Origin of the sequence: Photobacterium sp. 53610 (genome assembly GCF_036409375.1) — a bacterium.
In the GTDB taxonomy this organism is placed as follows: Bacteria; Pseudomonadota; Gammaproteobacteria; order Enterobacterales; family Vibrionaceae; genus Photobacterium.
Genome location: NZ_JAXOFS010000009.1, coordinates 48,072 through 73,625, shown reverse-complemented (window position 1 = coordinate 73,625; position 25,554 = coordinate 48,072). Strand labels below are relative to the sequence as shown.

The 25,554-nt window shown below is 51.7% G+C and carries 32 protein-coding genes; 17 read left to right on the top strand and 15 right to left on the bottom strand.

The genetic code is table 11. The annotated features are described in order from the left end of the window. Nucleotides 1-2 precede the first annotated feature (2 nt). Together SPK40_RS18190 and SPK40_RS18185 are read left to right on the top strand one after the other, a co-directional pair. Entirely contained in the window at nt 3-593 is a 591-nt protein-coding gene (locus tag SPK40_RS18190) for a phosphoheptose isomerase (protein ID WP_248143908.1), read from the top strand. Between the two features lie 3 nt (nt 594-596). Beyond that, a complete protein-coding gene (locus SPK40_RS18185; RefSeq protein WP_330961445.1) occupies nt 597-1,133 on the top strand; it encodes a BON domain-containing protein in 537 nt (178 codons plus the stop codon). Nucleotides 1,134-1,240: 107 nt separating this feature from the next. Here SPK40_RS18185 and sspB read toward each other — a convergent pair whose 3' ends face one another. The 8 genes from sspB to zapE form a co-directional block, all read right to left on the bottom strand. Then, nucleotides 1,241-1,729, bottom strand: coding sequence for a ClpXP protease specificity-enhancing factor (sspB, locus tag SPK40_RS18180; RefSeq protein ID WP_248143906.1), 489 nt, complete (start codon nt 1,727-1,729; stop codon nt 1,241-1,243). Beyond that, nucleotides 1,729-2,367, bottom strand: a complete 639-nt coding sequence (sspA, locus tag SPK40_RS18175) for a stringent starvation protein SspA (RefSeq protein ID WP_248143905.1) — start codon at nt 2,365-2,367, stop codon at nt 1,729-1,731. Before sspA ends, sspB begins: the two co-directional genes overlap by 1 nt. An 86-nt stretch (nt 2,368-2,453) precedes the next feature. After that, the gene (locus SPK40_RS18170) at nt 2,454-3,194 is read right to left on the bottom strand and encodes a cytochrome c1 (protein ID WP_248143904.1); all 741 of its coding nucleotides are present in this window, start codon (nt 3,192-3,194) and stop codon (nt 2,454-2,456) included. Then, nucleotides 3,191-4,456, bottom strand: coding sequence for a cytochrome b (locus SPK40_RS18165; RefSeq protein WP_248143903.1), 1,266 nt, complete (start codon nt 4,454-4,456; stop codon nt 3,191-3,193). The genes SPK40_RS18170 and SPK40_RS18165 overlap by 4 nt, the downstream gene beginning before the upstream one ends. Further along, the gene (gene petA / locus SPK40_RS18160) at nt 4,456-5,046 is read right to left on the bottom strand and encodes a ubiquinol-cytochrome c reductase iron-sulfur subunit (RefSeq protein ID WP_248143902.1); all 591 of its coding nucleotides are present in this window, start codon (nt 5,044-5,046) and stop codon (nt 4,456-4,458) included. Before petA ends, SPK40_RS18165 begins: the two co-directional genes overlap by 1 nt. Nucleotides 5,047-5,383: 337 nt before the next feature. Beyond that, nucleotides 5,384-5,776 (bottom strand): 30S ribosomal protein S9, encoded by a 393-nt coding sequence (gene rpsI / locus SPK40_RS18155; protein WP_007464367.1) that lies wholly within the window; start codon nt 5,774-5,776, stop codon nt 5,384-5,386. 15 nt (nt 5,777-5,791) lie between these two features. Beyond that, a complete protein-coding gene (rplM, locus tag SPK40_RS18150; protein WP_211646339.1) occupies nt 5,792-6,220 on the bottom strand; it encodes a 50S ribosomal protein L13 in 429 nt (142 codons plus the stop codon). A 223-nt stretch (nt 6,221-6,443) separates the two neighbouring features. Further along, entirely contained in the window at nt 6,444-7,547 is a 1,104-nt protein-coding gene (gene zapE, locus SPK40_RS18145; RefSeq protein ID WP_330961444.1) for a cell division protein ZapE, read from the bottom strand. 200 nt (nt 7,548-7,747) lie between these two features. On the opposite strand from zapE, the gene zapG reads away from it, so the two are divergent. The 3 genes from zapG to degS all read left to right on the top strand — a co-directional run bounded on the left by zapG (nt 7,748) and on the right by degS (nt 10,950). Next, nucleotides 7,748-8,194: a Z-ring associated protein ZapG gene (zapG, locus tag SPK40_RS18140; protein WP_248143899.1), complete on the top strand. Its 447-nt coding sequence runs from the start codon at nt 7,748-7,750 to the stop codon at nt 8,192-8,194. A gap of 150 nt (nt 8,195-8,344) precedes the next feature. Next, the gene (locus SPK40_RS18135; RefSeq protein ID WP_330961443.1) at nt 8,345-9,712 is read left to right on the top strand and encodes a Do family serine endopeptidase; all 1,368 of its coding nucleotides are present in this window, start codon (nt 8,345-8,347) and stop codon (nt 9,710-9,712) included. 173 nt (nt 9,713-9,885) lie between these two features. Next, the gene (gene degS / locus SPK40_RS18130; protein WP_330961442.1) at nt 9,886-10,950 is read left to right on the top strand and encodes an outer membrane-stress sensor serine endopeptidase DegS; all 1,065 of its coding nucleotides are present in this window, start codon (nt 9,886-9,888) and stop codon (nt 10,948-10,950) included. A gap of 100 nt (nt 10,951-11,050) precedes the next feature. On the opposite strand, the gene murA is transcribed toward degS, so the two are convergent. The 7 genes from murA to mlaF are packed head-to-tail and all read right to left on the bottom strand — an operon-like array spanning nt 11,051 to nt 15,673. After that, complete coding sequence (gene murA, locus SPK40_RS18125) at nt 11,051-12,307, bottom strand: UDP-N-acetylglucosamine 1-carboxyvinyltransferase (protein ID WP_248143896.1); 1,257 nt, start codon at nt 12,305-12,307, stop codon at nt 11,051-11,053. 10 nt (nt 12,308-12,317) lie between these two features. Beyond that, nucleotides 12,318-12,572, bottom strand: coding sequence for a BolA family protein (gene ibaG, locus SPK40_RS18120; protein WP_248143895.1), 255 nt, complete (start codon nt 12,570-12,572; stop codon nt 12,318-12,320). A gap of 13 nt (nt 12,573-12,585) precedes the next feature. Continuing rightward, nucleotides 12,586-12,900, bottom strand: coding sequence for an STAS domain-containing protein (locus SPK40_RS18115; RefSeq protein ID WP_371929368.1), 315 nt, complete (start codon nt 12,898-12,900; stop codon nt 12,586-12,588). Between the two features lie 2 nt (nt 12,901-12,902). Continuing rightward, a complete protein-coding gene (gene mlaC, locus SPK40_RS18110; RefSeq protein WP_248143893.1) occupies nt 12,903-13,541 on the bottom strand; it encodes a phospholipid-binding protein MlaC in 639 nt (212 codons plus the stop codon). 10 nt (nt 13,542-13,551) lie between these two features. After that, nucleotides 13,552-14,031, bottom strand: a complete 480-nt coding sequence (gene mlaD, locus SPK40_RS18105; protein WP_248143892.1) for an outer membrane lipid asymmetry maintenance protein MlaD — start codon at nt 14,029-14,031, stop codon at nt 13,552-13,554. Between the two features lie 2 nt (nt 14,032-14,033). Continuing rightward, entirely contained in the window at nt 14,034-14,816 is a 783-nt protein-coding gene (gene mlaE / locus SPK40_RS18100; RefSeq protein WP_330961441.1) for a lipid asymmetry maintenance ABC transporter permease subunit MlaE, read from the bottom strand. Nucleotides 14,817-14,860: 44 nt separating this feature from the next. Continuing rightward, on the bottom strand, nt 14,861-15,673 hold the full coding sequence (mlaF, locus tag SPK40_RS18095; RefSeq protein WP_330961440.1) for a phospholipid ABC transporter ATP-binding protein MlaF: 813 nt from the start codon (nt 15,671-15,673) through the stop codon (nt 14,861-14,863). Nucleotides 15,674-16,095: 422 nt separating this feature from the next. Between mlaF and SPK40_RS18090 the strand changes: the two genes are divergently transcribed. From SPK40_RS18090 to mgtE, 12 genes are all read left to right on the top strand, one after another. Beyond that, a complete protein-coding gene (locus SPK40_RS18090; RefSeq protein ID WP_330961439.1) occupies nt 16,096-17,070 on the top strand; it encodes a calcium/sodium antiporter in 975 nt (324 codons plus the stop codon). A gap of 14 nt (nt 17,071-17,084) precedes the next feature. Next, the gene (locus tag SPK40_RS18085) at nt 17,085-18,056 is read left to right on the top strand and encodes a KpsF/GutQ family sugar-phosphate isomerase (protein ID WP_330961438.1); all 972 of its coding nucleotides are present in this window, start codon (nt 17,085-17,087) and stop codon (nt 18,054-18,056) included. A gap of 11 nt (nt 18,057-18,067) precedes the next feature. Then, nucleotides 18,068-18,616, top strand: coding sequence for a 3-deoxy-manno-octulosonate-8-phosphatase KdsC (kdsC, locus tag SPK40_RS18080; protein ID WP_371929367.1), 549 nt, complete (start codon nt 18,068-18,070; stop codon nt 18,614-18,616). Next, on the top strand, nt 18,613-19,176 hold the full coding sequence (lptC, locus tag SPK40_RS18075; protein ID WP_248143886.1) for an LPS export ABC transporter periplasmic protein LptC: 564 nt from the start codon (nt 18,613-18,615) through the stop codon (nt 19,174-19,176). The genes kdsC and lptC overlap by 4 nt, the downstream gene beginning before the upstream one ends. Beyond that, entirely contained in the window at nt 19,157-19,657 is a 501-nt protein-coding gene (gene lptA / locus SPK40_RS18070) for a lipopolysaccharide transport periplasmic protein LptA (protein WP_248143885.1), read from the top strand. The genes lptC and lptA overlap by 20 nt, the downstream gene beginning before the upstream one ends. Before the next feature lie 13 nt (nt 19,658-19,670). After that, nucleotides 19,671-20,396, top strand: coding sequence for an LPS export ABC transporter ATP-binding protein (gene lptB / locus SPK40_RS18065; RefSeq protein WP_036749704.1), 726 nt, complete (start codon nt 19,671-19,673; stop codon nt 20,394-20,396). Between the two features lie 78 nt (nt 20,397-20,474). Continuing rightward, nucleotides 20,475-21,965: an RNA polymerase factor sigma-54 gene (locus SPK40_RS18060; protein WP_330961437.1), complete on the top strand. Its 1,491-nt coding sequence runs from the start codon at nt 20,475-20,477 to the stop codon at nt 21,963-21,965. Between the two features lie 31 nt (nt 21,966-21,996). Continuing rightward, nucleotides 21,997-22,284 (top strand): ribosome hibernation promoting factor, encoded by a 288-nt coding sequence (gene hpf / locus SPK40_RS18055; protein ID WP_036749710.1) that lies wholly within the window; start codon nt 21,997-21,999, stop codon nt 22,282-22,284. A gap of 1 nt (nt 22,285) precedes the next feature. Beyond that, nucleotides 22,286-22,738: a PTS IIA-like nitrogen regulatory protein PtsN gene (gene ptsN, locus SPK40_RS18050; RefSeq protein WP_248143883.1), complete on the top strand. Its 453-nt coding sequence runs from the start codon at nt 22,286-22,288 to the stop codon at nt 22,736-22,738. A 21-nt stretch (nt 22,739-22,759) separates the two neighbouring features. Further along, a complete protein-coding gene (gene rapZ / locus SPK40_RS18045; protein WP_248143882.1) occupies nt 22,760-23,623 on the top strand; it encodes an RNase adapter RapZ in 864 nt (287 codons plus the stop codon). A gap of 2 nt (nt 23,624-23,625) precedes the next feature. Continuing rightward, nucleotides 23,626-23,901 (top strand): HPr family phosphocarrier protein, encoded by a 276-nt coding sequence (locus SPK40_RS18040; RefSeq protein WP_248143881.1) that lies wholly within the window; start codon nt 23,626-23,628, stop codon nt 23,899-23,901. A gap of 266 nt (nt 23,902-24,167) precedes the next feature. After that, nucleotides 24,168-25,526: a magnesium transporter gene (mgtE, locus tag SPK40_RS18035; RefSeq protein ID WP_330961436.1), complete on the top strand. Its 1,359-nt coding sequence runs from the start codon at nt 24,168-24,170 to the stop codon at nt 25,524-25,526. Nucleotides 25,527-25,554: the final 28 nt, after the last annotated feature.

The following is a 25,554-nucleotide window of genomic DNA, read 5'->3' as shown; positions in this document are numbered from 1 at the left end:
ATATGCTAGAGAGCATCAAAGAAAGCTTTACCGAAAGTATTCAAACCCAGATCGCCGCGGCAGAAGCGCTGCCGGATGCCATCTCACGTTCAGCGCAACTCATGGTTCAGAGCCTGCTGAATGGCAATAAAATTCTGTGCTGCGGAAATGGCGGCTCAGCGGCAAACGCACAGCACTTTGCCTCCTGCCTGATTAACCGTTTTGAAACAGAGCGTCCCAGCCTGCCGGCCCTGTCGCTGACCGCAGACACCACAACGCTGACCGCTGTTGCGAACGACTATCATCAGGATGAAATGTTCTCGAAACAAATTCGCGCCTTAGGTCAGCCCGGCGATATCCTGTTGGTGTTTTCCACCAGCGGCAACAGCAAAAACATTATCAAAGCCATGGAAGCTGCACTGACCCGTGACATGAACATCATTGCGATGACCGGGAAAGATGGCGGAGAAATGGCGGGCCTGCTGGGTGTACAGGATGTGGAAATTCGGATTCCTTCACAGCGCACGGCACGGATCCAGGAAGGTCATTTACTCACGGTGCACTGCCTGTGCGATCTGATTGACCAGATTCTGTTTCCTCAGCACGAAGGATAAGCTATGAAGTGCATTTCTCGGATTGCCCTGCTCTTTCTGCTCCTGTTACAGGGCTGTGGCACTTTGCTGCAAACTGACCCGCGCAGCGGCCAGCAGCACTGGCAGGATCAACACGTCGCAATGCAGATTGGCGGCATGGTCAATAAGGCCCCTTATCTGAACAAAGTCAGAGTCAATGCCATTTCAACTGAAGGAAAAGTGTTACTGGTCGGTCAGGCCGTCGATCAGTCAACAGCAGAACAACTGGTTACTGATGTCAAACAGTTGGGTTCTGTCAAAACGGTCTATAACCAGCTGCAAATCGGTCCGCTGCCAACACTGGCCGATGTCGGCAGAGACAGCTGGCTGACCACTAAAGTCAAAGCCCAGCTGATCGCCAGTAAAAAATTAAGAAACAGCGCCGTGACCGTCGCGACGGAAAACCAACGCGTGTATCTGCTTGGGTTTGTCACCCGTGAGCAGGGACAAACCGCGGCTGATATCGCCCGAAATATTGACGGCGTGAAGCATGTCATCAAAGCCTTTGAGTACACAGACTAAACTTCAGGTATCGCAACCAGCAGGTCGCTGATTCCGAAATGAAGATATAAAAAAAGCAGTGCTTCCTCGGAGGCACTGCTTTTTTCATGGCTGACAGATGTGAAAAACTACTTCACAACCCGAAGGCTTGGGCGGCCACGGGGACGTGGTGCTTCTTCCGCAGGCGAAACAGACTCTTCGTGATCGATGCCATCGCTGGTCACAGCCGACAGTTGCTCTTCCTCGGCGATCACTTCAGCAATTTCAGACTCACTGGAAGACAGCTCGTATGCCGGTTCAGGCTCAAACATCGTGCCTGCACCATTCTCACGTGCATACAACGCCATGACTGCAGCCAGAGGCACGGCCACAACTTGAGGCCGTCCCCCGAAACGGGCATTGAAGCGAATCACTTCATCACCCAGCTCGAGATTACCCACCGCGCGAGGTGCCAGGTTCAGGACGATCTGACCATTGCTGACAAACTCCTGCGGAACCTGCACCCCTGGCAGCATTGCATCAACAACCAGATGGGGAGTCAAATCATTATCCACCAGCCAGTCGTAGAAAGCCCGCACCAGATAAGGACGGCGCGGGGTCATCTCCGCCATATCCATTACTGACCTGCCAGGCGCATTTCGCGCTCAGCTTCAGTCAGAGACGCCAGGAATGAATCACGTTCAAATACACGACTCATATAGGCTTTCACTTCTTTAGAGCCAGGGCCGATCAAATCGATGCCCATCGCTGGCAAACGCCACAACAGTGGTGCCAGGTAGCAGTCAACCAGACTGAACTCTTCGCTCATGAAATATGGGAATTCAGCAAACACTGGCGACAGAGCTAGCAGCTCTTCACGCAGTTGTTTACGGGCTTTCTCAGCTTCATCCGCTGAGCCTTTTTCGATCTTCTCAGCCAGTGAATACCAGTTACGCTCAATGCGATACATCATCAGGCGGCTGTTACCACGAGCAACCGGATATACTGGCATCAGAGGTGGGTGAGGAAAACGCTCATCCAGGTATTCCATGATGATACCAGCCTGATACAGAGCCAGTTCACGGTCCACCAGGGTTGGAACAGAATTGTATGGATTCAGGTCTAGCAGATCCTCAGGCAAGTTGTCTGGGTCAACCAGCTCAATCTCAACACTTACGCCTTTTTCTGCAAGTACAATACGCACCTGATGGCTATACATATCCGAAGCATCAGAATACAGCGTCATCACAGAGCGTTTATTGGCAGCTACAGCCATCAACCCCTCCAGTATACTCATATACACAAAAAGCAACGGGGGCACTTGCCCCCATTGCGAGTTTCTTAACGCACTAGATTACCCGATCAATGGACATCGCGCCAATATTCTTTCTTCAGCAGCAGCGTCAGAACGAAGAAGATCACGATAAAGCCCATCACCCACAGACCCATGCGCTGGCGTTCCAGCTTCATCGGTTCTGCTGAGTACTCCAGGAAGTTCACCAGATCACGCACGACGGCATCATACTCTTCAGTATTCAGCTCACCGTTGCCATCCGATTCCAGGCCGACAAACTCCTGGACTTCCTGACCGTCAATCGTACGGGTTTCAAACACTTGTCGTGGCGTGCCCTGCAGCTCTTCCAGAACATGTGGCATACCAACGCTTGGGAAAACCAGGTTGTTTACACCAAACGGACGGTTTGGATCGGCATAGAATGAACGCAGATACGTATAAAGCCAGTCTGAACCACGAACCCGGGCAACCAGTGTCAAATCCGGTGCTGGTGCACCGAATGAAGCGGCCGCGTAATCTTTAGAAATCGCGTTGGTCATCAGAGAACCAATCTTCGCATTCTGATCGAAAATCAGGTTTTCTTTCATCAGTTCCAGCGGAATATCCAGATCCTCGGCAACACGCTGGTAGCGCTGATACTGAGTCGCGTGACAACCGAAACAATAGTTAACAAAGGTACGGGCACCGCGTTGCAGCGAAGCCTTATCCGACAAATCATTATTTGCCGCATCCAGGTGAACACTGTGACCGCCAGCCGCAATCGCCAGAGACGGCAACAGAGCAAGCAGCATAACCATCAGCTTTTTCATTTGTATGTGACCCTCTCTGGTAGCGGTTTGGTTGCTTCATTCTTGCTGTAGAAGAACAGCAGAACAAAGAACATGAAGTAACCGAAACTGAAGATCTGCGCCATCAGGGTGTATACAGGCGTCGCAGGCAACGCACCCAAAATACCCAATGCAATGAAGCAGATAGTGAACTGAACGATGTTTGCAAGATGCAGCTTGCTGCGGTAACGGTAAGAACGCACTTTACAGCGATCCAGCCATGGCAGCACAAACAGCATTGCAATCGACAGACCCATCGCGATTACACCCACCAACTTATCCGGAACCGCACGCAAAATCGCATAAAAAGGCGTGAAGTACCATACAGGTGCAATGTGTTCGGGCGTCTTCAGCGGGTTTGCCGCTTCAAAGTTAGGTGGCTCAAGGAAATAGCCGCCCATTTCAGGGTTAAAGAAAATCACATAACTGAACAGGAAGGCAAAAATTGCCACACCAACCATGTCCTTCACCGTCCCATAAGGGTGGAAAGGCACAGAATCAATGATGTCGTATTTCTTGGTGTAGTACTCGTGGAATTTAAAGCTCGGTGAGTAATTGTCACCCTTGCTGCCTTTTGGCAGTTTGGTTTCAATACCGTCCGGGTTGTTTGAACCCACTTCGTGCAGCGCCAGAATGTGCAGCACGATCAGCAGTAGCAGAACGATAGGCAATGCAATCACGTGCAGCGCAAAGAAACGGTTCAGTGTCGCACCAGAGATCACGTAGTCACCACGGATCCACAGGGTCAGATCGTCACCAATCACTGGGATTGCGCCAAACAGAGAAATGATAACCTGAGCACCCCAGTAAGACATCTGTCCCCATGGCAGCAGGTAACCCATAAAGGCTTCCGCCATCAGTGCCAGGAAAATCAGCATACCGAACAGCCACAGCAGTTCACGCGGTTTTTTATAGGAACCGTAGATCAGACCACGGAACATGTGCAGATAAACCACGATGAAGAATGCTGATGCACCGGTCGAGTGCATGTAACGCAGCAGCCAACCGTAATCGACATCACGCATGATGTATTCAACTGAGGCAAAAGCACCATCACCGGATGGTACATAGTTCATGGTCAGCCAGATCCCCGTCAGGATCTGGTTCACCAGTACAAGCATGGCCAGCGAGCCAAACAGATACCAGAAGTTGAAGTTCTTCGGCATCGGGTATTCAGACATATGCTTTTTATAAGCATTCATCACTGGCAGACGTTTTTCAATCCAACCCAGAAAAGCTTCCATTATGCCGACTCCTCATCTTGACCCACTAAAATCGTGTTGTCGTTCAGGAACATGTGCTTTGGAACCACCAGATTCAGCGGCGCAGGCACGCCCTGGAAAACCCGACCAGCCAAGTCGAATTTAGAGCCGTGGCATGGGCAGAAGAAGCCGGCAGGAACACCACTCACCTGCTCACTGAACGTGTCTGGCAGATAAGTTGGCGAACAGCCAAGGTGGGTACAAATACCAACGGCAATAAAGATTTCAGGTTTACGTGAACGGTATTCGTTCGTAGCGTAGGCAGGTTGCTGAGGTTCAGCGGCCTGCGGATCACGCAGTCGGTCGTCGTGAGTCGGCAGTTCATCCAGAATAGCCTGGCTCCGGCGTACTACCCACACCGGTTTGCCTCGCCACTCTACGCGGATCATCTGGCCTTCTTCGAGTTTACTGATATCAACTTCAACTGGTGCACCGGCGGCCTTGGCTTTGGCGCTCGGATTCCATGATTTGATAAAGGGTACGGCGACAGCGACTGCACCTAAGCCTCCAACAACCGAGGTCGTCGCAGTCAGGAAGCGGCGTCGGCCGTTACTTACTGGCGCTTTGCTCATCCAACATTCTCCCATGTGCTCCCGCTCAGGATTATAGTTTCCTTCTGCGTCCCTGGAGCTTACGGCTAACTTTCTACGGAAAGACTCAACAGCTTATTGATTAAGAATTTTCATGCTGCTATTTATCGCGGCAAATGATAAAGAAAACCCTACTTTAAGACAAGGTAAACACCGCAAATGTGAGAGATTTGTGGGCATAATTTGCGTTTTCGTCAAGAGCAAAAAATGCAAAAAATCGTGCCAGTTTTTCAATAATTTTGACAATAAATGCAAAAAGCCCAGCCAATGGCTGGGCTTTGCGGTACACAGTAACCAGACAGAAGTCTGGTGCGTTGAATTAACGCTTAGAGAACTGTGGACGACGACGTGCTTTACGCAGACCAACTTTCTTACGTTCAACGCGACGAGCGTCACGAGTCACGTAGCCAGCGGCACGCAGAGCAGGACGTAGAGTCTCATCGTACTCCATCAGAGCGCGAGTGATACCGTGACGGATCGCACCAGACTGACCAGTGATACCACCACCTTTCACAGTGATGTACAGGTCCAGCTTCTCAGTCATTTCAACCAGCTCCAGTGGCTGACGAACAACCATGCGAGCAGTTTCACGACCGAAGTATTCTTCGATGCTGCGCTTGTTGATTACGATGTTGCCAGTACCCGGTTTGATGAAAACACGAGCAGCTGAGCTTTTGCGGCGGCCAGTGCCGTAGTATTGATTCTCTGCCATTGTCATCTTCCCCAATTAGATGTCTAGAACTTGTGGCTGCTGTGCAGCGTGGTTGTGCTCACTACCTGCGTAAACTTTCAGTTTACGGTACATAGCACGGCCTAGAGGACCTTTAGGAAGCATGCCTTTAACAGCGATTTCAATGATAGCTTCTGGCTTTTTGTCCAGCAGCTTGTCAAAGCTGATAGTTTTCAGACCGCCGATGTAACCAGTGTGACGATGGTACATCTTGTCAGTACGCTTCGCGCCAGTTACTGCAACTTTCTCAGCGTTGATAACAACGATGTAGTCACCAGTGTCAACGTGAGGAGTATACTCAGGCTTGTGCTTACCGCGCAGACGAGATGCGATTTCTGTTGCCAGACGACCCAGTGTTTTACCTTCAGCGTCTACAACATACCAGTCACGTTTTACAGTTTCTGGTTTAGCAACGAAAGTTTTCATGCTAATTCTTACCCAAATTTAAATAGTTTCACTTTCTAAGAACGCAAAGCGCTCTCTCTGTATAAAGAGCCCAGTCATCACCCCTTCGAGTGGTTGGCACTCCCGGCATAACGCCGTCACAGGTACGGTGGGTCGCAGGATTATACGGAAGCATGGGGAAAAAATCACCTTTTTTTCAAAAAAAGTTCTGCCTTTTCCCCTATGCATCAATCGGCAAATTCAGCTAAGCGAGATGCGGTCGTGCCAGATACTCATGACTCTGCATTTCAATTAAGCGGGAACAGCAGCGCTTAAACTCAAAACTCAAACGGCCGCTCTGGTACAGCTTCTCCATGCTGGTTTCAGCGGAGATGATCAGTTTGACATGCCGCTCATAAAATTCATCAACCATGGCAATAAAACGGCGGGACGCATCATCATCTTTTTCCGTCAGCACCGGCACATCTGAAAGCAGTACGCTGTGATACATCTGCGCAATTTCCATGTAATCGCTCTGGCTGCGCGCGCCCCGACACAATGCATCAAAAGTAAAATGAACCACGCCTTCAGCCTCATGGCACGTCGCAATCGGCCGGTCATGAATAATGATCTCACCGCCTTCACGACGGGGCTCCACCGACAGCTGCATAAAGTAGTGCTTCATGTTCTCTGCCGCACAGACATCCAGTGGCCAGTGATAAATCTCAGCCTGTTCCAGGGTACGAAGACGATAATCCACGCCGGAGTCGACATTGACGATCTCACAGTGCTCTTGAATGAGATCAATCGCAGGCAGAAAACGAGCACGCTGCAAACCATTACGATACAGCTCATCCGGCGGAATATTTGACGTTGCCACCAGCGTAATACCGCGACGGAACAGTGCCTGGAACAGGGTGCCCAGAATCATCGCATCCGTGATATCTGAAACAAAAAACTCATCAAAACAAATGATGTCTGTTTCCAGCTTAAAACGGTCCGCAACAATTTCCAGCGGATCAGTCTGGTGACCCAGAGACTGCATTTCCTTATGGACCCGATGCATGAATCGATGAAAGTGCATCCGCATTTTGCGCTCTGTCGGCAAACAGTCGAAGAAAGTATCAACCAGATAAGTTTTGCCTCGACCGACCCCGCCCCAGAAATACAAACCTTTGACTGGTTTGACTGGCTCCTGCGTCTGACGCTTGAACAAGCGCCCGAGTAAAGTCGGCTTCTCTGATTCGGGCTTGGGTGCAAGCATCCGATGATAAAGATCATTGAGGTGAGCCACCGCCATCGCCTGAGCGGCGTCAGGCAAAAAGCCGGGGGTTTTCAGATCGTTTTGATAGCGTTGTTCCGGAGTCATCCTCATCCTGCTCAGTCGCTGGGAGGCATCGGTTTTCAGCACAACCCATGCCTCTGAATATTTCCATCTTTAGTCGTAGATAGTACCACGACACTTCATGTGCATGTATAGTAACTAAATAACCCCCTAATAAGCAGATGTGCTTATTTAGATAAAAAAACAGGTCTACCTGTTGTACTCACAGTCACAAGGAGTTTTTCATGGCTTGGATCTACGCGATTTTGATTTTTGTCGCAGGCGCGCTGGTCGGTGCCTTTGCCGCCCGTTTGGGGAATAAAAACCTGAAACAGCAAAAAGAGTTACAGAAAGAACTGGATAAAACCAAGTATCAGCTGGAGCAATACCGTCAGGAGCTTATCGATCATTTTGCCCGCAGTTCCGACCTGCTCGACAATCTGGCAAAAGATTACAGCAAACTTTACGAGCACATGGCCAAAACTTCTGCTGAGCTGATGCCGAACCTGCCTGAACAGGACAATCCGTTCTCACAACGGATCAGTACACTGACCGCTGTGGCGGAAGCCTCTGAGCCGGTCAGCCAGGAAGAACAGGAATCAACCCAACAGCCACGTGATTATGCCAATGGTGCATCGGGCCTGTTGAAAGCTGAAGAACGCGCGCTGGAAGAGCCAGCGAAAGCGAGCTGAGCCCTGATTGTCTGCCTGACCGTGTCGTACATCTGAGACGCCACGGTCAGAGTCTGAGATTCACATTTTGTTTCAATCTTGATAATTCTCGGAACTTTGCCCGATTTTACCAGTCGTAATAAGCACTTGTTAAACCGGAGTTGAGTCACGATGAAAAAGCCTTTACTTGTATTGAGTGCGCTGGCGTTCAGTATTAGCGCAGTGATGTCCCCTGTCACAGCCTCTGCCGCTCTTCCTCTGGCTGTCAATGATCAGCAGCTACCCAGCCTGGCCCCGATGCTGGAGCAAGTCACCCCAGCCGTGGTCAGTATAGCCGTCGAAGGCAAGCATGTTTCCAAACAACAGATCCCTGAGCCCTTCCACTACTTCTTCGGGCCCAATGCTCCCAGCGAGCAGTTGCAGGAACGCCCGTTCCGTGGCCTGGGTTCGGGAGTCATCATTGATGCAAATAAAGGATATGTGGTAACCAACCATCACGTGATTGACGGTGCGGATAAAATCATGGTTCAGCTCCATGATGGCCGGGAACTGAAAGCCGAACTCATCGGCAGCGACGAAATGTCAGATATTGCCCTGCTTCGGCTGGAAAACACCAAAAATCTGAAAGCCATCAAAATGGCAGACTCAGATAAGCTGCGCGTCGGTGATTTCTCTGTCGCAATCGGGAACCCGTTCGGACTGGGCCAGACCGTCACTTCAGGGATTATTTCCGCCCTGGGGCGAAGCGGCCTGAACATTGAGAACTTCGAGAACTTCATTCAGACAGATGCAGCCATCAACAGCGGTAACTCCGGTGGCGCGCTGGTGAACCTGAATGGTGAGCTGATTGGCATCAATACTGCGATTCTCGGCCCGAACGGCGGGAACGTCGGTATCGGTTTTGCTATTCCGGTCAACATGGTGAAAAACCTGACCAGCCAGATCCTTGAATATGGTGAAGTCAAACGTGGCGTACTGGGTGTTCAGGGGGGAGAACTCACCTCCGAGCTTGCCGAAGCCTTTGGCTACGAAACAAACCATGGCGCCTTCGTCAATCAGGTGATGCCAGGCTCCGCCGCTGAAAAAGCCGGTCTGAAAGCTGGTGATATTATTGTTTCTGTGAATGACAAAGCAATTCGTACTTTTGGGGAACTGCGCGCCAAAATTGCGACCATTGGTGCCGGTAAAAAAGTGAAACTCGGCGTTCTGCGGGACGGGGACAAGATGACCTTTGATGTCACCCTGCAAGAAGCCGAAATGGCGAACCTGAAAGCAGATCACCTGCACCAAAGCCTGCAAGGTGCTGAATTCAGTAACACGACGTCTGCAGACAAAGTGAAAGGCGTTAAAGTCACCCGCATCGACCCTCAGTCGATGGCTGCACGCTACGGACTCAAAGAAGATGACATCATTATCGGTCTGAACCGACAGCCGATCCGGAATCTGGGAGAACTGCGTAAGGCACTCGATAAACAGCCTTCCGTTCTGGCTCTGGAGATCAGACGAGGCGATAACGAGCTCTACCTCATCATCCGATGAATCATCCGCACTCAGCATCAGTCCGGGCCTTTGCTCGGACTTTTCACATTTCTACATTTCTCGCAACTCCAGCCTGCTTCGGCTTGTTGAAAACTGGATGTAAATGCTATTCTCAAGCGGTTTTTTAACTTTTTGCAATCAAAGCAAAGTGCAGTTCAATCAGGAGAGCATCAATGCTGGCATTTTTAGGTCGATCCGCCTTGCTGGGCGTACTGACGGCTGGAGTACTGCTACTTGCTTTCCCGGGCCTACGCAGCCAGATGTTTTCCCCGACGGCCGCACTGAACGGCCAGGTCACCGTTCCTCAGCAAATTTCGTTCAGCTATGCAGTCCGCCGGGCCTCGCCAGCAGTCGTCAATATCTATAACCGCCGCTACAACGCTGAAGACCGTCTGCAACTCAGTACTCAGGGGCTGGGCTCCGGGGTCATTATGAGTGAAAAAGGCTACATCGTGACGAATTATCATGTCGTCGCTGAAGCCGATCAGGTGATTGTCGCGCTGCAGGACAGCCGGATTTTTACCGCCCAGCTGATTGGGAAAGACAAACGCACGGATATCGCCGTACTGAAGATTCAGGCGGAAAACCTGCCCGTCATTCCGCTCAATCCGGATTATATGCCTTCTGTCGGTGACGTGGTGCTGGCGATCGGAAACCCGTACAACCTTGGCCAAACCACCACTTACGGTATTATCTCGGCCACCGGACGATCCGGGATGAGCTTTTACGGCCGCCAGGACTTCCTGCAGACCGATGCTGCCATCAATGACGGTAACTCAGGCGGTGCGCTGGTCAATACCCGCGGGGAACTGGTCGGAATCAATACAGCTTCATTCCAGCAGGCGACAGATATTGAAACCTATGGGATCTCCTTTGCAATTCCGTTCAAACTGACCCAGAAAATTATGAACAAGCTGATTGCCGACGGCCGGGTGATCCGCGGCTACCTCGGGATTGACGGGCGGGAAATCAATCCGGTGATGGCACGTCTTTATGATGCCGATCAGGTCAGCGGGATTATCGTGATGGGCATGGATCCCAACGGGCCTGCTTACAAAGCCGGCTTCAAGGTCCAGGATATTCTGGTGGAAATCGGCGATAAACCAGTGACTGACATGCGAAATGTCCTGGATATTGTCACCGAACTACGCCCCGGGACTTATGTCGAAATGACGGTCCTGCGCAACGGTAAGCCTAAAAAGCTCAAGGTTTTGATTGGCGACGAGCCGGACAGATAAGCAGAAAAGTGAAGAGAATACTGCGGCAGCAAGTGTTCAAGGTATGAAGCAGAAGTGTCCAGGCACAGCGTACCGTGCCTGGAAAATTAAGATGCGTAACTTATTCGCTGAAACGTTCGATCTGCATGCCCAGACCACGCAATTTCTCTTCAATCCGCTCATAACCGCGGTCGATATGATAAATCCGATCAACGATGGTTTCGCCTTTGGCAATGTTGCCAGCAATCACCAGGCTGGCTGAAGCCCGCAGATCCGTCGCCATAACCTGTGCCCCGCTCAGACCTTCAGTTTCACCACAGATCACGGTGTTTCCTTCGATCTCAGCGTGTGCACCCATCCGGATCAGTTCCGGAATATGCATGAAGCGGTTTTCAAAAATCGTTTCCGTGATGATCCCTGTGCCTTTCGCCACCAGGTTCAGCAATGAGAACTGAGCCTGCATATCGGTCGGAAAGCCCGGGTGCGGTGCAGTGCGGATATTCACAGCTTTCAGTTCACGATCGGTCATATCCAGACTGATCCAGTCTTCACCGGTTTCAATCAGGGCGCCAGCTTCTTCCAGTTTCGCCAGTGCTGCTTCCAGCAGAGACGGACGGGTATTACGGCAGACCACTTTTCCACCAGAGATAGCCGCAGCAACCAGGAATGTTCCGGTTTCGATGCGATCTGGCAGCACTTCATGATAACCGCCACCCAGACGCTCAACACCTTCAATGACGACAGTGTCGGAACCTGCACCGGTGATTTTGGCACCCATAGCATTTAGGAAATTAGCCGTATCAACGATTTCCGGCTCACGGGCCGCATTTTCAATGACGGTTTTACCGGTAGCCAGCGTCGCCGCCGACATAATCGTAACAGTCGCACCGACACTGATTTTATCCATCACGATATGTGCGCCTTTCAGACGGCCGTCAACTTCTGCTTTGACGTAACCTTCTTCCAGGGTGATTTTAGCGCCCAGTTGCTCCAGCCCGTGGATGTGCAGATCCACCGGACGTGCACCAATGGCACAACCACCCGGCAGAGACACCTGGCCCCGACCAAAGCGAGCAACCAGCGGGCCCAGCGCCCAGATAGAAGCGCGCATGGTTTTCACCAGATCATATGGCGCACAATATTCAGTAATATTGCTGGCATCGACATAAACAGAACCATTGCGTTCCACTTTAGCACCCAGACGGCTCAGCAGCTCCATCGTGGTGTCGATATCTTTCAGCTTAGGAACGTTGCCGACTTCTACCGGCTCCTCCGCTAACAGCGAAGCAAATAAAATAGGCAGGGCTGCATTCTTAGCACCTGAGATCGCGACTTCGCCGCGTAAAGGGCCATTGCCCTGAATTCGAAACTTCTGCATTGGTTTTCTCTTACAAAGACATCAGCTTCTTGTCGCGCGCCCACTCTTCCGGAGTGTAAGCTTTAATGGACAAGGCGTGGATGGCATTACTGGCGATATGCGACATCAGGGGGGCATAAACCGCCTGCTGTTTTTTCACCCGGCTCATCCCTTCAAACATCGCGCCAACAGCAATCACCTGATAGTGGCTGCCTTCGCCGTTCACAATGACTTCGTCCAGCGCCAATGCATTCTCAAGAATTTGTTTAATTTCAGATGTTTCCACAAGCTATCCTCAACTACACTTCCATACAGGCAGCCAGCACCGTGTCGACATGACTAAGGCGGAGCAGCGTTAACAATTGTTCCGGCACTCCTTGCAACACCAGGTGACGTCCTGCCTGACTGAGTTCCCTTTGCAGGTGCAGCAACATCACCATGCCTGCAGAGTCTACCCGAGACAGGTCAGACAGATCGATCGTGACCTTAGCATCTTGTGGCATCCATTCACGTCTTTGCTGCCAAAAGGCTGGCACTGTGTCACGTTCCAGCGCCCCTGACAAGCGATAATGGCCATTTTCCAGCACTTGCCAATGGACGGATCCATGATTCATGCTCATTTTCCCTCTGGCTTGATTGGCTTAGCTGAAATCGCCCGAAGATCCCGGGTCACCTTGTCGATTCCTTCAGTCCGCAACCGGCCACTCCACTCACTTTGCTGCGTCGTGATCATGCTGACACCCTCTGCCACCATGTCATAACCCTGCCACTCGTTGCTTTGCTTATTCTTACGTAATTTAAAATTCAGACGAATAGGCGGGCGCTGAGGATCCAGGATATCCACGCGAATCGACACGATCGAACTGCTGGCCGGTATTTTCTTGGCCGGTTCGATCCGAATCTCCTGATCCGTGTACTGCGTCAGCACCTGTGCATAAGAAGCAACCAGATAATCAGTAAATGCATTCACAAACTCATTCCGCTGCTCTTTACTGGTCTGCTTCAACTGAGGCCCAAGAACCTTGTAAGCAGCATAACGGGTATTGATGTAAGGGAGCAGTTCCTGGCGGACCACGGTACGCAGGTGCTCAGGGTTTCGCTGAATCTGCGCCTGCTCTGCTTTCAGACGAGAAAATGTCTGCTGTGATACGGTTTCCATCATCCGATACGGATCGGTTTTATCAACCAGCGCCGCACTCGCAAACAACGGCAGACTGGCAAGAATCGCAAGCCAGAAGATTTTGAATACTTTCATTGTGAATTCCTTAGTCATCGCCATCTTTACCAATGCTGTAAAGTACCTGGCCAATCATCTCCTCCAGCACCAGGGCGGATTTGGTATCTTCAATGATGTCGCCGTCTTCCAGCATTACAATGCCTTCATCAACAAAGCCCGGCGTCATTCCCAGATACTGCTCTCCAAGCAGCCCTGATGTAAGAATGGCAGCCGAACTGGTTTCTGGGAAGTAACCGAACTTTTTATCAATCGCCAGTGTCACGACAGGAACATAAGTTGTCGTATCCAGCGTAATATCACTGACGGTGCCAATCGTGACCCCACCCACTTTCACAGGAGAGCGCACTTTCAGGCCGCCAATATTGTCAAACCGGGCCTTCAGGTTATACGTTTCTGAGCCGCCCAGATTTTTCACATCAGCGACCTGAAAAATCAACACCAGCAAAGCAACAATCCCTGCCAGGACAAAGGTGCCGACCCATAATTCTAATTGTCTGTTCTGTTGCATGATTAATTCCCAAACATAAGTGCTGTCAGCACAAAATCCAATCCTAGTACCGCCAGTGAAGAATTCACGACGGTCCGGGTCGTTGCCCGGCTGATCCCTTCAGATGTCGGTATGGCATCAAACCCGTTAAACACCGCAATCCAGGTCACGGTTATCGCAAAACAGATTGATTTGATCAGGCTGTTGCCAATGTCGTACCCCAATTCGACGGAAGACTGCATCACAGACCAGAAACTGCCGTGATCGATGCCTTTCCAGTTCACACCAACCAACTGGCCACCCCAGATACCGATGGCAATAAACAGCATTGCCAGCAGCGGCATTGAAATTACCCCGGCCCAGAAACGCGGCGCAACTACACGTCGCAGCGGGTCGACAGCCATCATTTCCATGCTGGAAATCTGCTCCGTGGCTTTCATCAGACCAATTTCAGCGGTCAGTGCCGAACCGGCACGGCCGGCAAACAACAGCGCGGTGACCACAGGTCCCAGCTCACGCAGTAAAGACAAAGCCACCATCTGACCCAGGCTGGTTTCGGCACCAAAATCCACCAGGACGATATACCCCTGCAGGCTGAGCACCATCCCGATAAATAAACCGGAAACCATAATGATTGCGACGGACAGCACACCGACGGTATAGAGCTGTTTCATCAGCAGCGGAAACATTTTGGCAGGCTGCGGCTTACTCACCAGCGCACCAAACAGCAACAAGGTTGCCCGTCCCATGGTCCGGCAGCGGGACAGTGAACGATGTCCCAGCCGAGCAACAAAATCCGTTAACATATTATGAAAATACCTTTATTTGCGATGTCGTGTTCATCACGCAGTTAAGAGACCGGCTGACTAAACAAATCCTGCTCCAGTGACTGGGCAGGAAACTTGAAAGGAACGGGGCCATCCGCATTGCCATCCAGAAACTGCCGGACTCTGGGATCCGGGTTTGAATTCAGCTCATCCGGGGTTCCGCTGCCAATGATTTTTCCGCCTGACAGCAGATACACATGATCAGCAATGCTCATTACCTCCGGCACATCGTGCGACACAATCACAGAGGTAATGCCCAGGGCATGGTTCAGGCTGTGGATCAGCTTCACCAAAACACCCATGGTAATGGGATCCTGTCCGACAAAAGGCTCGTCATACATAATCAGGTCTGGATCCAGAGCTATGGCTCTTGCCAGTGCCGCCCGACGCGCCATCCCGCCGGACAACTCATTCGGCATCAGGTTGGCGGCACCGCGCAATCCGACCGCTTCCAGCTTGAGCAAGACCAGCGTGCGCAGCAGATCTTCCGGTAAGTCGGTGTGCTCCCGCAGCGGAAAAGCCACATTGTCAAACACCGTCATATCGGTAAATAAGGCGCCTGACTGAAACAGCATACTCATCCGCTTGCGCACCTGGTACAGGGCACGGCGCGATAAAGAAGGAATGTTTTGGTCTTCAAACCAGACTCCGCCCTGATCCGGCATCAGTTGCCCGCCGATCAGACGAAGCAGTGTCGTTTTACCGATTCCTGACGGCCCCATAATGGCGGTAATCTTCCCCTTCGGGACAGTCAGCGACACATCATCAAAGATGTTGCGCTCACCCCGTGAGAACGTCAGGTGCTCAATTCGAATTAGCGCTTCGGTTGCTGTCATAACCTTCCCAATCACCTGCTGAGATAATCCATCCGGGATCAACCGCAATACAGGCATAAATGAATATTATTAAATAGTTATCTGAGTCGGGTTGATCATAGGTAGAATCCCCGGCCAACTCAAGGCAGCGGCTGTCAGAACGTTGTGATTTTTCAGCCCAACGGTCGGACTGGCTGCACTTGCCGTTCAACAACTCATTTTATGAACCGTGTTTTTTATATCATAACTGACCTGAATAGAACCAATACCCGACGTAATTCATTTTTTACTTCAGTAATTTTCGGCGGAAGTCAGCCATTCCCACACGAAGATCACAACCAGAGCCGTAAATACTCAAGGCTTTTCCTTCCATTTTCGTCAGTGAAACGTCAAAATTGCTCTCTTAAAAATCGCTCACAGAAAAAATGAAATAAGGGATAATAATGCTTGAAGCCATCGTGTTGCTCTGTATCGGACTCGCGTTACTGGTATGGAGTGCAGATCGTCTTGTCTTTGGATCAGCAGCCTTGGCAAAAAACCTGGGGGTCGCCCCGCTGATTATCGGGATGACGATTCTGGCAATGGGCTCCTCTGCCCCGGAAATGATGGTTTCCGCCACTGCAGCCCTGGCAGGCAAAACCGATACTGCCGTCGGCAACGTGTTGGGTTCAAATATTGCCAATATTGCGTTAATTCTGGGCCTGACTGCGATTTTAAAGCCCTTATCCATCAGTTCAGGGATTATTCGCCGTGAACTCCCGTTGATGATGGTGGTCACACTGATTGCCGGTGCACTGCTATGGGACAGCTATCTGGGGTTCTTTGAAGGTGTCCTGCTGGTTGTTCTCTTTATCATTTTTATCCTGGCGATGCTGAAAATCAGCAAAAGCAACAGCAACAGCAATAAAGATCAAGACATCCTCTTAGAAGAACAGGAATCAGAAATCCCGGACGGGGTCAGTAATATGGCAGCCGTCGTCTGGGTCATTATCGGTCTGGTCCTGCTGCCTTACGCTGCAGGCATGCTGGTTGACTCGGCAGTCATCATTGCCAAACACTTCGGCATGAGCGATCTGGTGATCGGACTGACCATCATTGCTGTCGGCACCAGCCTGCCAGAGCTAGCGGCATCCATCGCCAGTATTTACAAGGGTGAGGATGACATGGCCGTCGGGAACATCATCGGTTCCAATGTATTTAACATTTTGGCTGTCATGGGAATCCCGGGGCTGCTGAATCCTTCAGTACTCAGCCCGCTGGCTATGGGGCGTGACTTTTATATTATGCTGGGCGTCTCTGTCCTGCTGGTTCTGATGGCGCTGGGCAAGCGTCGCCGAATCAATCGTTTTGAAGGCCTGGTGCTGATTTTATGCTTTGTCGCTTACCAGGGTTATCTGCTTTATAATCTGTCAGCCTAACAGAGAGCGAAACTATGCCTGATTCCTTTGACTACGGCCGGATTGGCCGCCGCGTAATTGAAATCGAATCGACAGCCCTCAAGGGGCTGTCCCAGTATATCAACGGCAGCTTCAGCGAAGCCTGCCGGCTGATTCGCCGTTGTCAGGGCAAAGTGATCGTGATGGGAATGGGCAAATCCGGCCATATCGGCAATAAAATTGCTGCCACACTGGCCAGCACAGGGACCCCATCCTTTTTCGTTCATCCGGGAGAAGCCAGCCATGGCGATCTGGGGATGCTGGATAAACGCGATATTGTTCTGGCAATTTCAAATTCCGGCGAAGCCAGCGAGATTCTGACCCTGCTCCCGGTCATCAAGCGCCAGGGCATTCAGATGATTGCGATGACAGGCAAACCGGAATCCACCATGGCCCGGCTGGCTCAGGTGCATTTACAGATTACGGTCTCTCAGGAGGCCTGCCCGCTAAATCTGGCACCTACTTCCAGTACCACAGCAACCCTGGCTATGGGCGACGCGCTGGCCATTGCGCTAATGGAGGCCCGCGGCTTCACCGCCGATGATTTCGCTCTTTCCCACCCGGGCGGTGCGCTGGGACGAAAACTGCTGCTGCGGATCAGCGATGTCATGCATAGCGGCGAGCGCCTGCCCGTCGTCCATCAAGATGCCAGCATTAAAGATGCCCTGTTGGAAGTGTCCCGTCAGGGACTTGGCATGACCGCTATTGTTGATGATAACCAGCAGTTAAGCGGCATTTTTACAGATGGCGACCTGCGCCGCCTGCTCGACAAACGTATCGATATCCATCAGACCCCGATCGGTGAGGTCATGTCACCGAATCCGAGCACGATTTCCTCTCAGGTCCTGGCTGCCGAAGGCCTGAAACTGATGGAAGAAAGAAAAATCAATGGCCTGCTTGTTGTGGATGATCAGCAACTGGTGGGCGCTCTGAACATGCATGACCTGCTCAGAGCCGGAGTAATGTAATGACAAACGCCATGCAAACAACATTGTACGGGCCAGTCCCGGATGCAACTTTCAACACAGCCAAAAATATCCGTCTGCTGATCTGCGATGTGGACGGGGTATTTTCTGATGGCCGGATCTACATGGGTAACCACGGTGAAGAACTGAAAACCTTTCATACCCGTGACGGCTACGGCATCAAATCTCTGATGGCGGCCGGTGTGGAAGTCGCCATCATTACCGGCCGCCGTTCACAAATTGTCGAAGACCGGATGTCCGCACTGGGGATCCGTCATGTCTATCAGGGACAGGACAACAAGCTGGCTGCGTATCGGGATCTCACAGAAAAACTGGCTATCGCGCCGGAACATACCGCCTATATCGGTGATGATCTGATTGACTGGCCGGTCATGGCCGAAGTCGGACTGTCCGTTTGTGTTGCCGATGGCCATCCGCTTCTGGCACAGCGCGCCAAGCTGACCACCCGGATCAAAGGGGGTTACGGCGCCGTGCGTGAGGTGTGCGATCTGATTCTGGAAGCACGCGGTGAGCTGGATCAGCATAAGGGACTGAGCATATGACGTTTAACCGGCTGCTCTATGCGCTCCTGATCGTCCTGTGCGCATGGACCGGTTACTACCTGCTCCAGAAACACTGGCAACAGGAAACACAGATCGCCCCGGATACTGAAAAACCAATCTTCACGGGTACTGGGGTCAGAAATACCTCATATACCGAGTCGGGCATTCGCAGTTATCGGATCGAATCTGAGACGCTGGAGTATTTCAATCTCAGCGGCAACACGGATTTCCAGCAGCCGGTGATTTGGGTTTACAAAGACGGCGATGAAACCGAATGGCGTATCAGTGCAAATCACGCCACACTAAATAAAGAACACATCCTGCAGATGTCTGGTAATGTAAGAATCTTCAACCTGTTACCCGACTCCGCCATTGAAGCGATAAAAACAGATACACTGCGGCTGGATTTAATCAGTAAAGATTTCGATACGCCCGATCCGGTTACGATTACCGGCAGCGCCTTTCAGAATGAAGGGATTGGCATGAAAGGCAATATGGAGCGCAGTGTGGCGACCCTGATGAACAATGTAAAAGGTAGATATGAAGCTTTGCAAAATTAGCGCCCTGCTTTGCCTGGCAGTCAGCACATCCGGCTGGGCATTAAGCAACGATACCGAACAACCAATTTACATCAATTCGGATAGTCAGGAACTGGACATCCAGAAAAATGTGGTGACGTTCACCGGCAATGTCACGCTGCGTCAGGGCAGTATTGATATTCGCGCGGACAAAATTGTCGTCACCCGCCAGACTCAGAACGGTGATCAGCAAACCATTGATGCTTATGGCTCACCCGCCACATTTTTCCAGAAAATGGATGATGGCAAGCCAATCAATGGTTCCGCGATGCAAATGCGCTACGAGACCGCCACCGAGTTCCTGAAAATGACGGATAAAGCCGTGCTGGTTCAGGAAGGCAGTGAAATTAAGGGCAAAACCATCAGCTATAAGATTGATGAGCAGAAACTGGTTGCCACCAGCGGCGGTCAGCAGCGGGTGATCACGATTTTGCAGCCAAATCAGCTCAAGCAAAAACCATAAATAAAGAGAACGAATGTCAAAGTTAACCGCAACCCATCTGGCAAAAAGTTACAACGGGCGCAAAGTCGTATCCGATGTCAGCCTGGAAGTGGAGTCCGGCAAGATTGTCGGTCTGCTCGGCCCGAACGGGGCTGGCAAAACCACATCGTTTTATATGATTGTGGGCCTGGTCGCCCGCGATGCCGGCTCAATCACTATTGACGATCATGACATCAGCCTGCAGCCCATGCATAACCGAGCCCGGATGGGGATCGGATATCTGCCGCAGGAAGCATCGATCTTCCGTCGCCTGACCGTCCATGACAATCTGATGGCCGTGCTGCAGACCCGCTCTGAGCTCTCTAAAGCCGAACGTCAGGACAAGCTGGAAGAACTGCTGGACGAGTTCAACATTCAGCACATCCGTAACAGTCAGGGCATGGCGCTGTCCGGTGGTGAGCGCCGCCGGGTTGAAATCGCCCGTGCTCTGGCGGCGAACCCGAAATTCATCCTGTTGGATGAACCCTTCGCCGGGGTCGATCCTATCTCTGTGATCGATATCAAGAAGATCATTGAACACCTGCGAGATCGCGGCCTCGGCGTCCTGATCACGGACCATAATGTCAGGGAGACGCTGGACGTTTGTGAGCATGCTTACATTGTCAGTCAGGGGCAGCTCATCGCCCATGGAACGCCCGCTGAAGTGCTGAATGATGAGCATGTGAAACGTGTCTATCTGGGAGACCAGTTCCGTCTATAGTTATAGATAAAAGGGCACAAGAGAGGTAAGCTGACCCACAAGCGATTCATACAATAATCACAAGGTGTCTGTACACACATGAAAACTTCGCTCCAGCTTAAGCTAGGTCAACAATTGGCAATGACGCCGCAACTGCAACAAGCCATTCGCTTGTTGCAACTGTCGACACTGGACCTGCAACAGGAAATCCAGGAAGCCTTAGATGCCAACCCTTTGCTGGAGCTCGACGAGAGTCATGACAACGACACCACATCCTCAGATAATGATGAAATCCGTGCGGAAAGTGCAAACGGCAAGGATGATTCAGTCGAACAATACGACGAGATCAGCAGTGACAGCTTTGACACCTCTGAAGTCATTGAACAGCGGGAAATGCCTTCCGATTTACCCGTTGATACCACCTGGGACGACGTCTACAGCGCGGGCACCGGCAGCACCGGAATTGCCCCCGATGATGATATGCCGGTCTATCAGGGGGAAACCACGGAAACCCTGCAAGATTACCTGATGTGGCAACTGGAGCTGACCCCGTTCAGCGATACCGACCGGGCCATCGCCTTCGCCATCATTGATGCCATTGATGACAAGGGCTATCTCACCTGCAGTTGTGAAGACATTCTTGAGAGCATGGGCGATGAAAACATCGAGCTTGATGAAGTCGAAGCCGTGCTGAAACGGGTTCAGCAGTTTGACCCGCTCGGTGTTGCCTCGCGCAGCCTTCAAGAATGCCTGTTACTTCAGCTGGCAACCTATCCGGAAGACACTCCGTGGCTGAATGAAGCCAAAACGATTCTGACTCAACACCTCGACTTGCTGGCAAACCGTGATTACCGCCAGCTGATGCGCGATACCAAGCTCAAGGAAGACGAGCTGAAAAACGTGATGTCCCTGATCCACTCGCTGGATCCGCGTCCCGGAAACCGGGTCGTCGCCTCTGAGACCGAATATGTTGTTCCGGACGTGTCCGTCTTCAAGGACAAAGGCAAGTGGGTGGTCACCATCAACCCCGACAGCGTGCCTCGCCTGCGGGTGAATGAGCAATATGCAGCGCTGAGTAAACACACCCGGAACAGCGCAGACAGCCAGTTTATTCGCAGTCACCTGCAGGATGCCAAGTGGCTGATCAAAAGTCTGGAAAGCCGGAATGAAACCCTGCTCAAAGTTGCCCGCTGCATCGTGGAGCACCAGCAGGACTTTTTCGAATACGGCGAAGAAGCCATGAAGCCGATGGTTCTGAACGACATCGCACTGGCCGTCGATATGCACGAATCCACCATTTCCCGGGTCACAACGCAGAAATATATGCATACCCCCCGGGGTATCTTTGAGTTGAAATTCTTCTTTTCCAGCCATGTCAGTACGGATAACGGGGGTGAATGTTCTTCCACCGCGATCCGAGCACTGGTGAAGAAATTGGTTGCGGCCGAAAATCAGGCCAAACCTTTGAGTGATAGCAAAATAGCGACATTACTGGCGGATCAAGGCATCATGGTGGCCCGACGTACTATTGCCAAATACCGTGAATCGCTTGGTATCCCGCCTTCAAGCCAAAGAAAGCGCCTGCTCTGAGGAGAGAGGCTGCAAAAGGAGGAAGATGTCTATGCAAATTAATCTCACTGGTCACCACATTGAAATCACCCCTTCGCTGCGTGAATATGTGACAACCAAGTTCGATAAGCTGGAGCGCTTTTTCGATAAGATTAACAACGTGCATGTGGTCCTGAATGTGGAGAAATTGCAGCAAATCGCCGAGGCGACCCTTCACATTAACGCCGGTGAAATCCATGCGAGAGCAGATTCTGAAAATATGTATGCTGCAATTGACCAATTAACTGATAAACTGGTCCGTCAACTAAACAAACATAAAGACAAACTCAATAGTCATTAACATGCAACTGAGTCGAGTATTAAGCCTGGACTGCACCAAGAGTGCAGTCCACTGCTCCAGCAAAAAACGCGCGCTGGAAATTATCAGCGAAATCGCCGGCCAACATTTAAACCAAAACCCTCAGCCACTGTTTGAGTGCATGCTGAACCGGGAAAAAATGGGCAGCACCGGGATCGGTAACGGCATCGCGATACCCCATGGCCGCATCAGCGACAGTGAGCAAGCCATTGCTGTTCTGATCCAATGCCAGCAACCCATTCAGTTTGATGCCATCGACAATCAACCGGTCGATCTGTTGTTTGCACTGCTGGTTCCGGATGCTCAATGCAAAGAGCACCTGAAAACTTTGTCCAGTATGGCCGAAAAACTCAGTGATAAAACCATCCTGAAACAGCTGCGGGCCGCGAAAAGCGACGAAGAGCTTTACCAGATCATGACCACAGAGCCCTCTTAACCGGCACAAGGAAAGCCCGTCATGAAATTGATGATAGTCAGTGGCCGCTCAGGCTCAGGAAAATCAGTTGCCCTGCGGGTACTGGAAGACCTCGGATACTATTGTGTCGATAACCTGCCGGTTCACCTGCTTTCCGATCTGATCAAAACACTGGACCCGCTCACCCAGAATGTTGCTGTCAGCGTTGATGTGCGCAATATGCCGGCCGATCACGATATTACCAGTGGCGTTCTGCACGATGTACGTCAGCAGGCAGATGTCAGCCTGCTGTTTCTCGATGCAGACGATAAAACCCTGGTGAAGCGCTACAGTGAAACCCGGCGTCTGCATCCATTATCCCGCCAGAATATGAGCCTGGAAGAAGCCATTCAGGCAGAAAGCGCCTGGTTGGCCAATCTCAAGGAACAGGCTGATCTGGTGCTGGATACCACACAGCTGTCGATTCATGATCTGAGTGAGACCGTGCGTGCCCGGGTACTGGGACGTGAATCCCGTGAACTGGTGATGGTCTTTGAATCCTTCGGCTTCAAACACGGTCTGCCGACCGATGCAGACTTCGTCTTTGATGTTCGTTTCCTGCCTAATCCGCACTGGGTTCCGGAACTGAAACCACAGACGGGCCTTGACAGTGCTGTTCAGGATTACCTCGCCAGCCACCATGAAGTTTCCCAGCTGATCTATCAGATCCGTAACTTCCTGGAGAACTGGCTGCCGATGCTGGAGAAAAACAACCGCAGTTATGTCACGGTTGCCATTGGCTGCACCGGTGGTCAGCACCGGTCGGTCTATGTCGCCCAGCAACTGGCAGAGTATTTCCGGCATCAGGGCCAGCAGGTTCAGATCCGGCACCGGACCCTGGAACAACAGACAAAACAGAAGCATTGAGCATGAGTACAGTCAGCCGAGAACTATTCATCAAAAATCGCCTGGGCCTGCACGCCAGAGCTGCAATCAAACTGGTCGAACTGGCCCAGAGCTTTGAATCGACCGTCACCGTCACCAACGCAGACAAGTCTGCGACCGCGGACAGTGTGATGGGGCTGTTGATGCTGGAATCGGCGCAGGGACAGAAAATCACCGTCAGCGCTGAAGGCAGTGATGCCAGTGCCGCGCTGGAAGCCGTCACTTCCCTGATTGAAAACGGCTTTGATGAAGATAGCTGACCGCTGTCCCGTTGCTTTGTGAACAAATCATTTGCCGCGAATTGTGCTGAAATCGCTTTGAATTTCGGCAATATGAACCTTTCTAACGATACTCTACCGCTTTTCAAACTCTTCCGGAATTGTCCCGCCATCTGGTGAAATCTCAGTAAGATTTCAGATCCAATGAGACAAAGGACACATTATTGCGTTAATATTCAGCTTATTGCGCCATTTTCCGTCCGCTTTCATCTGAGCGCCGGACATATTCACGAAGCAAGGTAGTTCTCATGGCGGACGTTTTCGAACAAGATCAGACCCACCAGACGCTGCAACAAGTCAACCAGGCCCTGGAACGAGGGATGTTCGTGCACGTCAGGCGAATGCTGCAGGATATGGAGCCGGAAGACATTGCTCACCTGCTTGAAGCCTGTCCGCCGAAAGAGCGCCAGGTGCTCTGGCAACTGACTGATCCGGAAGAACAAGGCGAGATCCTCGACGAACTGTCTGAAGATGTCAAAGACGGCATCGTCGCCATGATGGCCCCGGAAAAGCTGGCGGCCGTTGCTGAAGGTATGGAAAGCGATGACGTCGCTTACGTCCTGCGTAGTCTGCCGGACCGGCGGTTCCAGGAAGTTCTGGCGCAAATGGATGCCGCCGATCGACACCGGATCGAACTGGCGCTGGCCTATCCGGAGGAAAGCGCCGGCGGTATGATGAGTACCGACTTCGTCACAATTCGCGGCGATGTAACCGCAGATGTAGTGCTGCGTTACCTGCGGATGAAAGGCGAACTGCCGGAAGCGACCGACGCCCTGTACGTAGTTGACGAAAATAATGTACTGATTGGTCACCTCTCACTCGCCACGCTGATCACGACCCAGCCTGATGTACAAATCAGCGAAGTGATGGACGACCCGGATGAAGCCATCAATGTCGACATGGACGACAGCGAAGTCGCGAATCTGTTCGAGCGCCGAAACTGGCTGTCAGCCCCGGTCGTTGATGCCAATAATCAGCTGGTCGGCCGGATCACCATTGATGATGTGGTTGATATCATCCGTGAAGATGCCGAACACTCCATGATGAGTATGGCGGGTATGGATGACGACGAAGACACCTTTGCCCCCGTGATGAAATCAGCCCGTCGCCGCAGTATCTGGCTGGGTGTGAATGTTCTGGCAGCCCTGGCTGCGGCATCGGTTTCCAATATGTTCGAAGATACACTGGACAAGATGGCAGCCATTGCCGTCCTGATGACGATTGTGCCTTCCATGGGCGGTGTGGCTGGCAACCAGACCGTCGCCCTGGTGATCCGTGGTCTTGCCGTGGGCCACATCGGGGATTCCAACACCCGCTGGCTGCTGAGCAAAGAAGCCCGGGTCGGCCTGATCAACGGGATTCTCTGGGCCTGTATCATTGGCGGTGTGGTCATGTTGTGGAAAGGCAATGTGATGCTGGGCGGTATTATTGCCGGGGCCATGATGACTAATCTGCTGGTTGCCGGGGTGGCTGGTGTCGGTGTCCCCATTATTCTCAAGAAACTGGACATTGACCCCGCACTGGCAGGCGGCATGGCACTGACCACCATTACCGACATTGTCGGATTGTCGGTCTTCCTCGGCCTTGCAACCGTCTTTATCACCTGACAAGTGACAGCACAGAAACAAAAAAGGT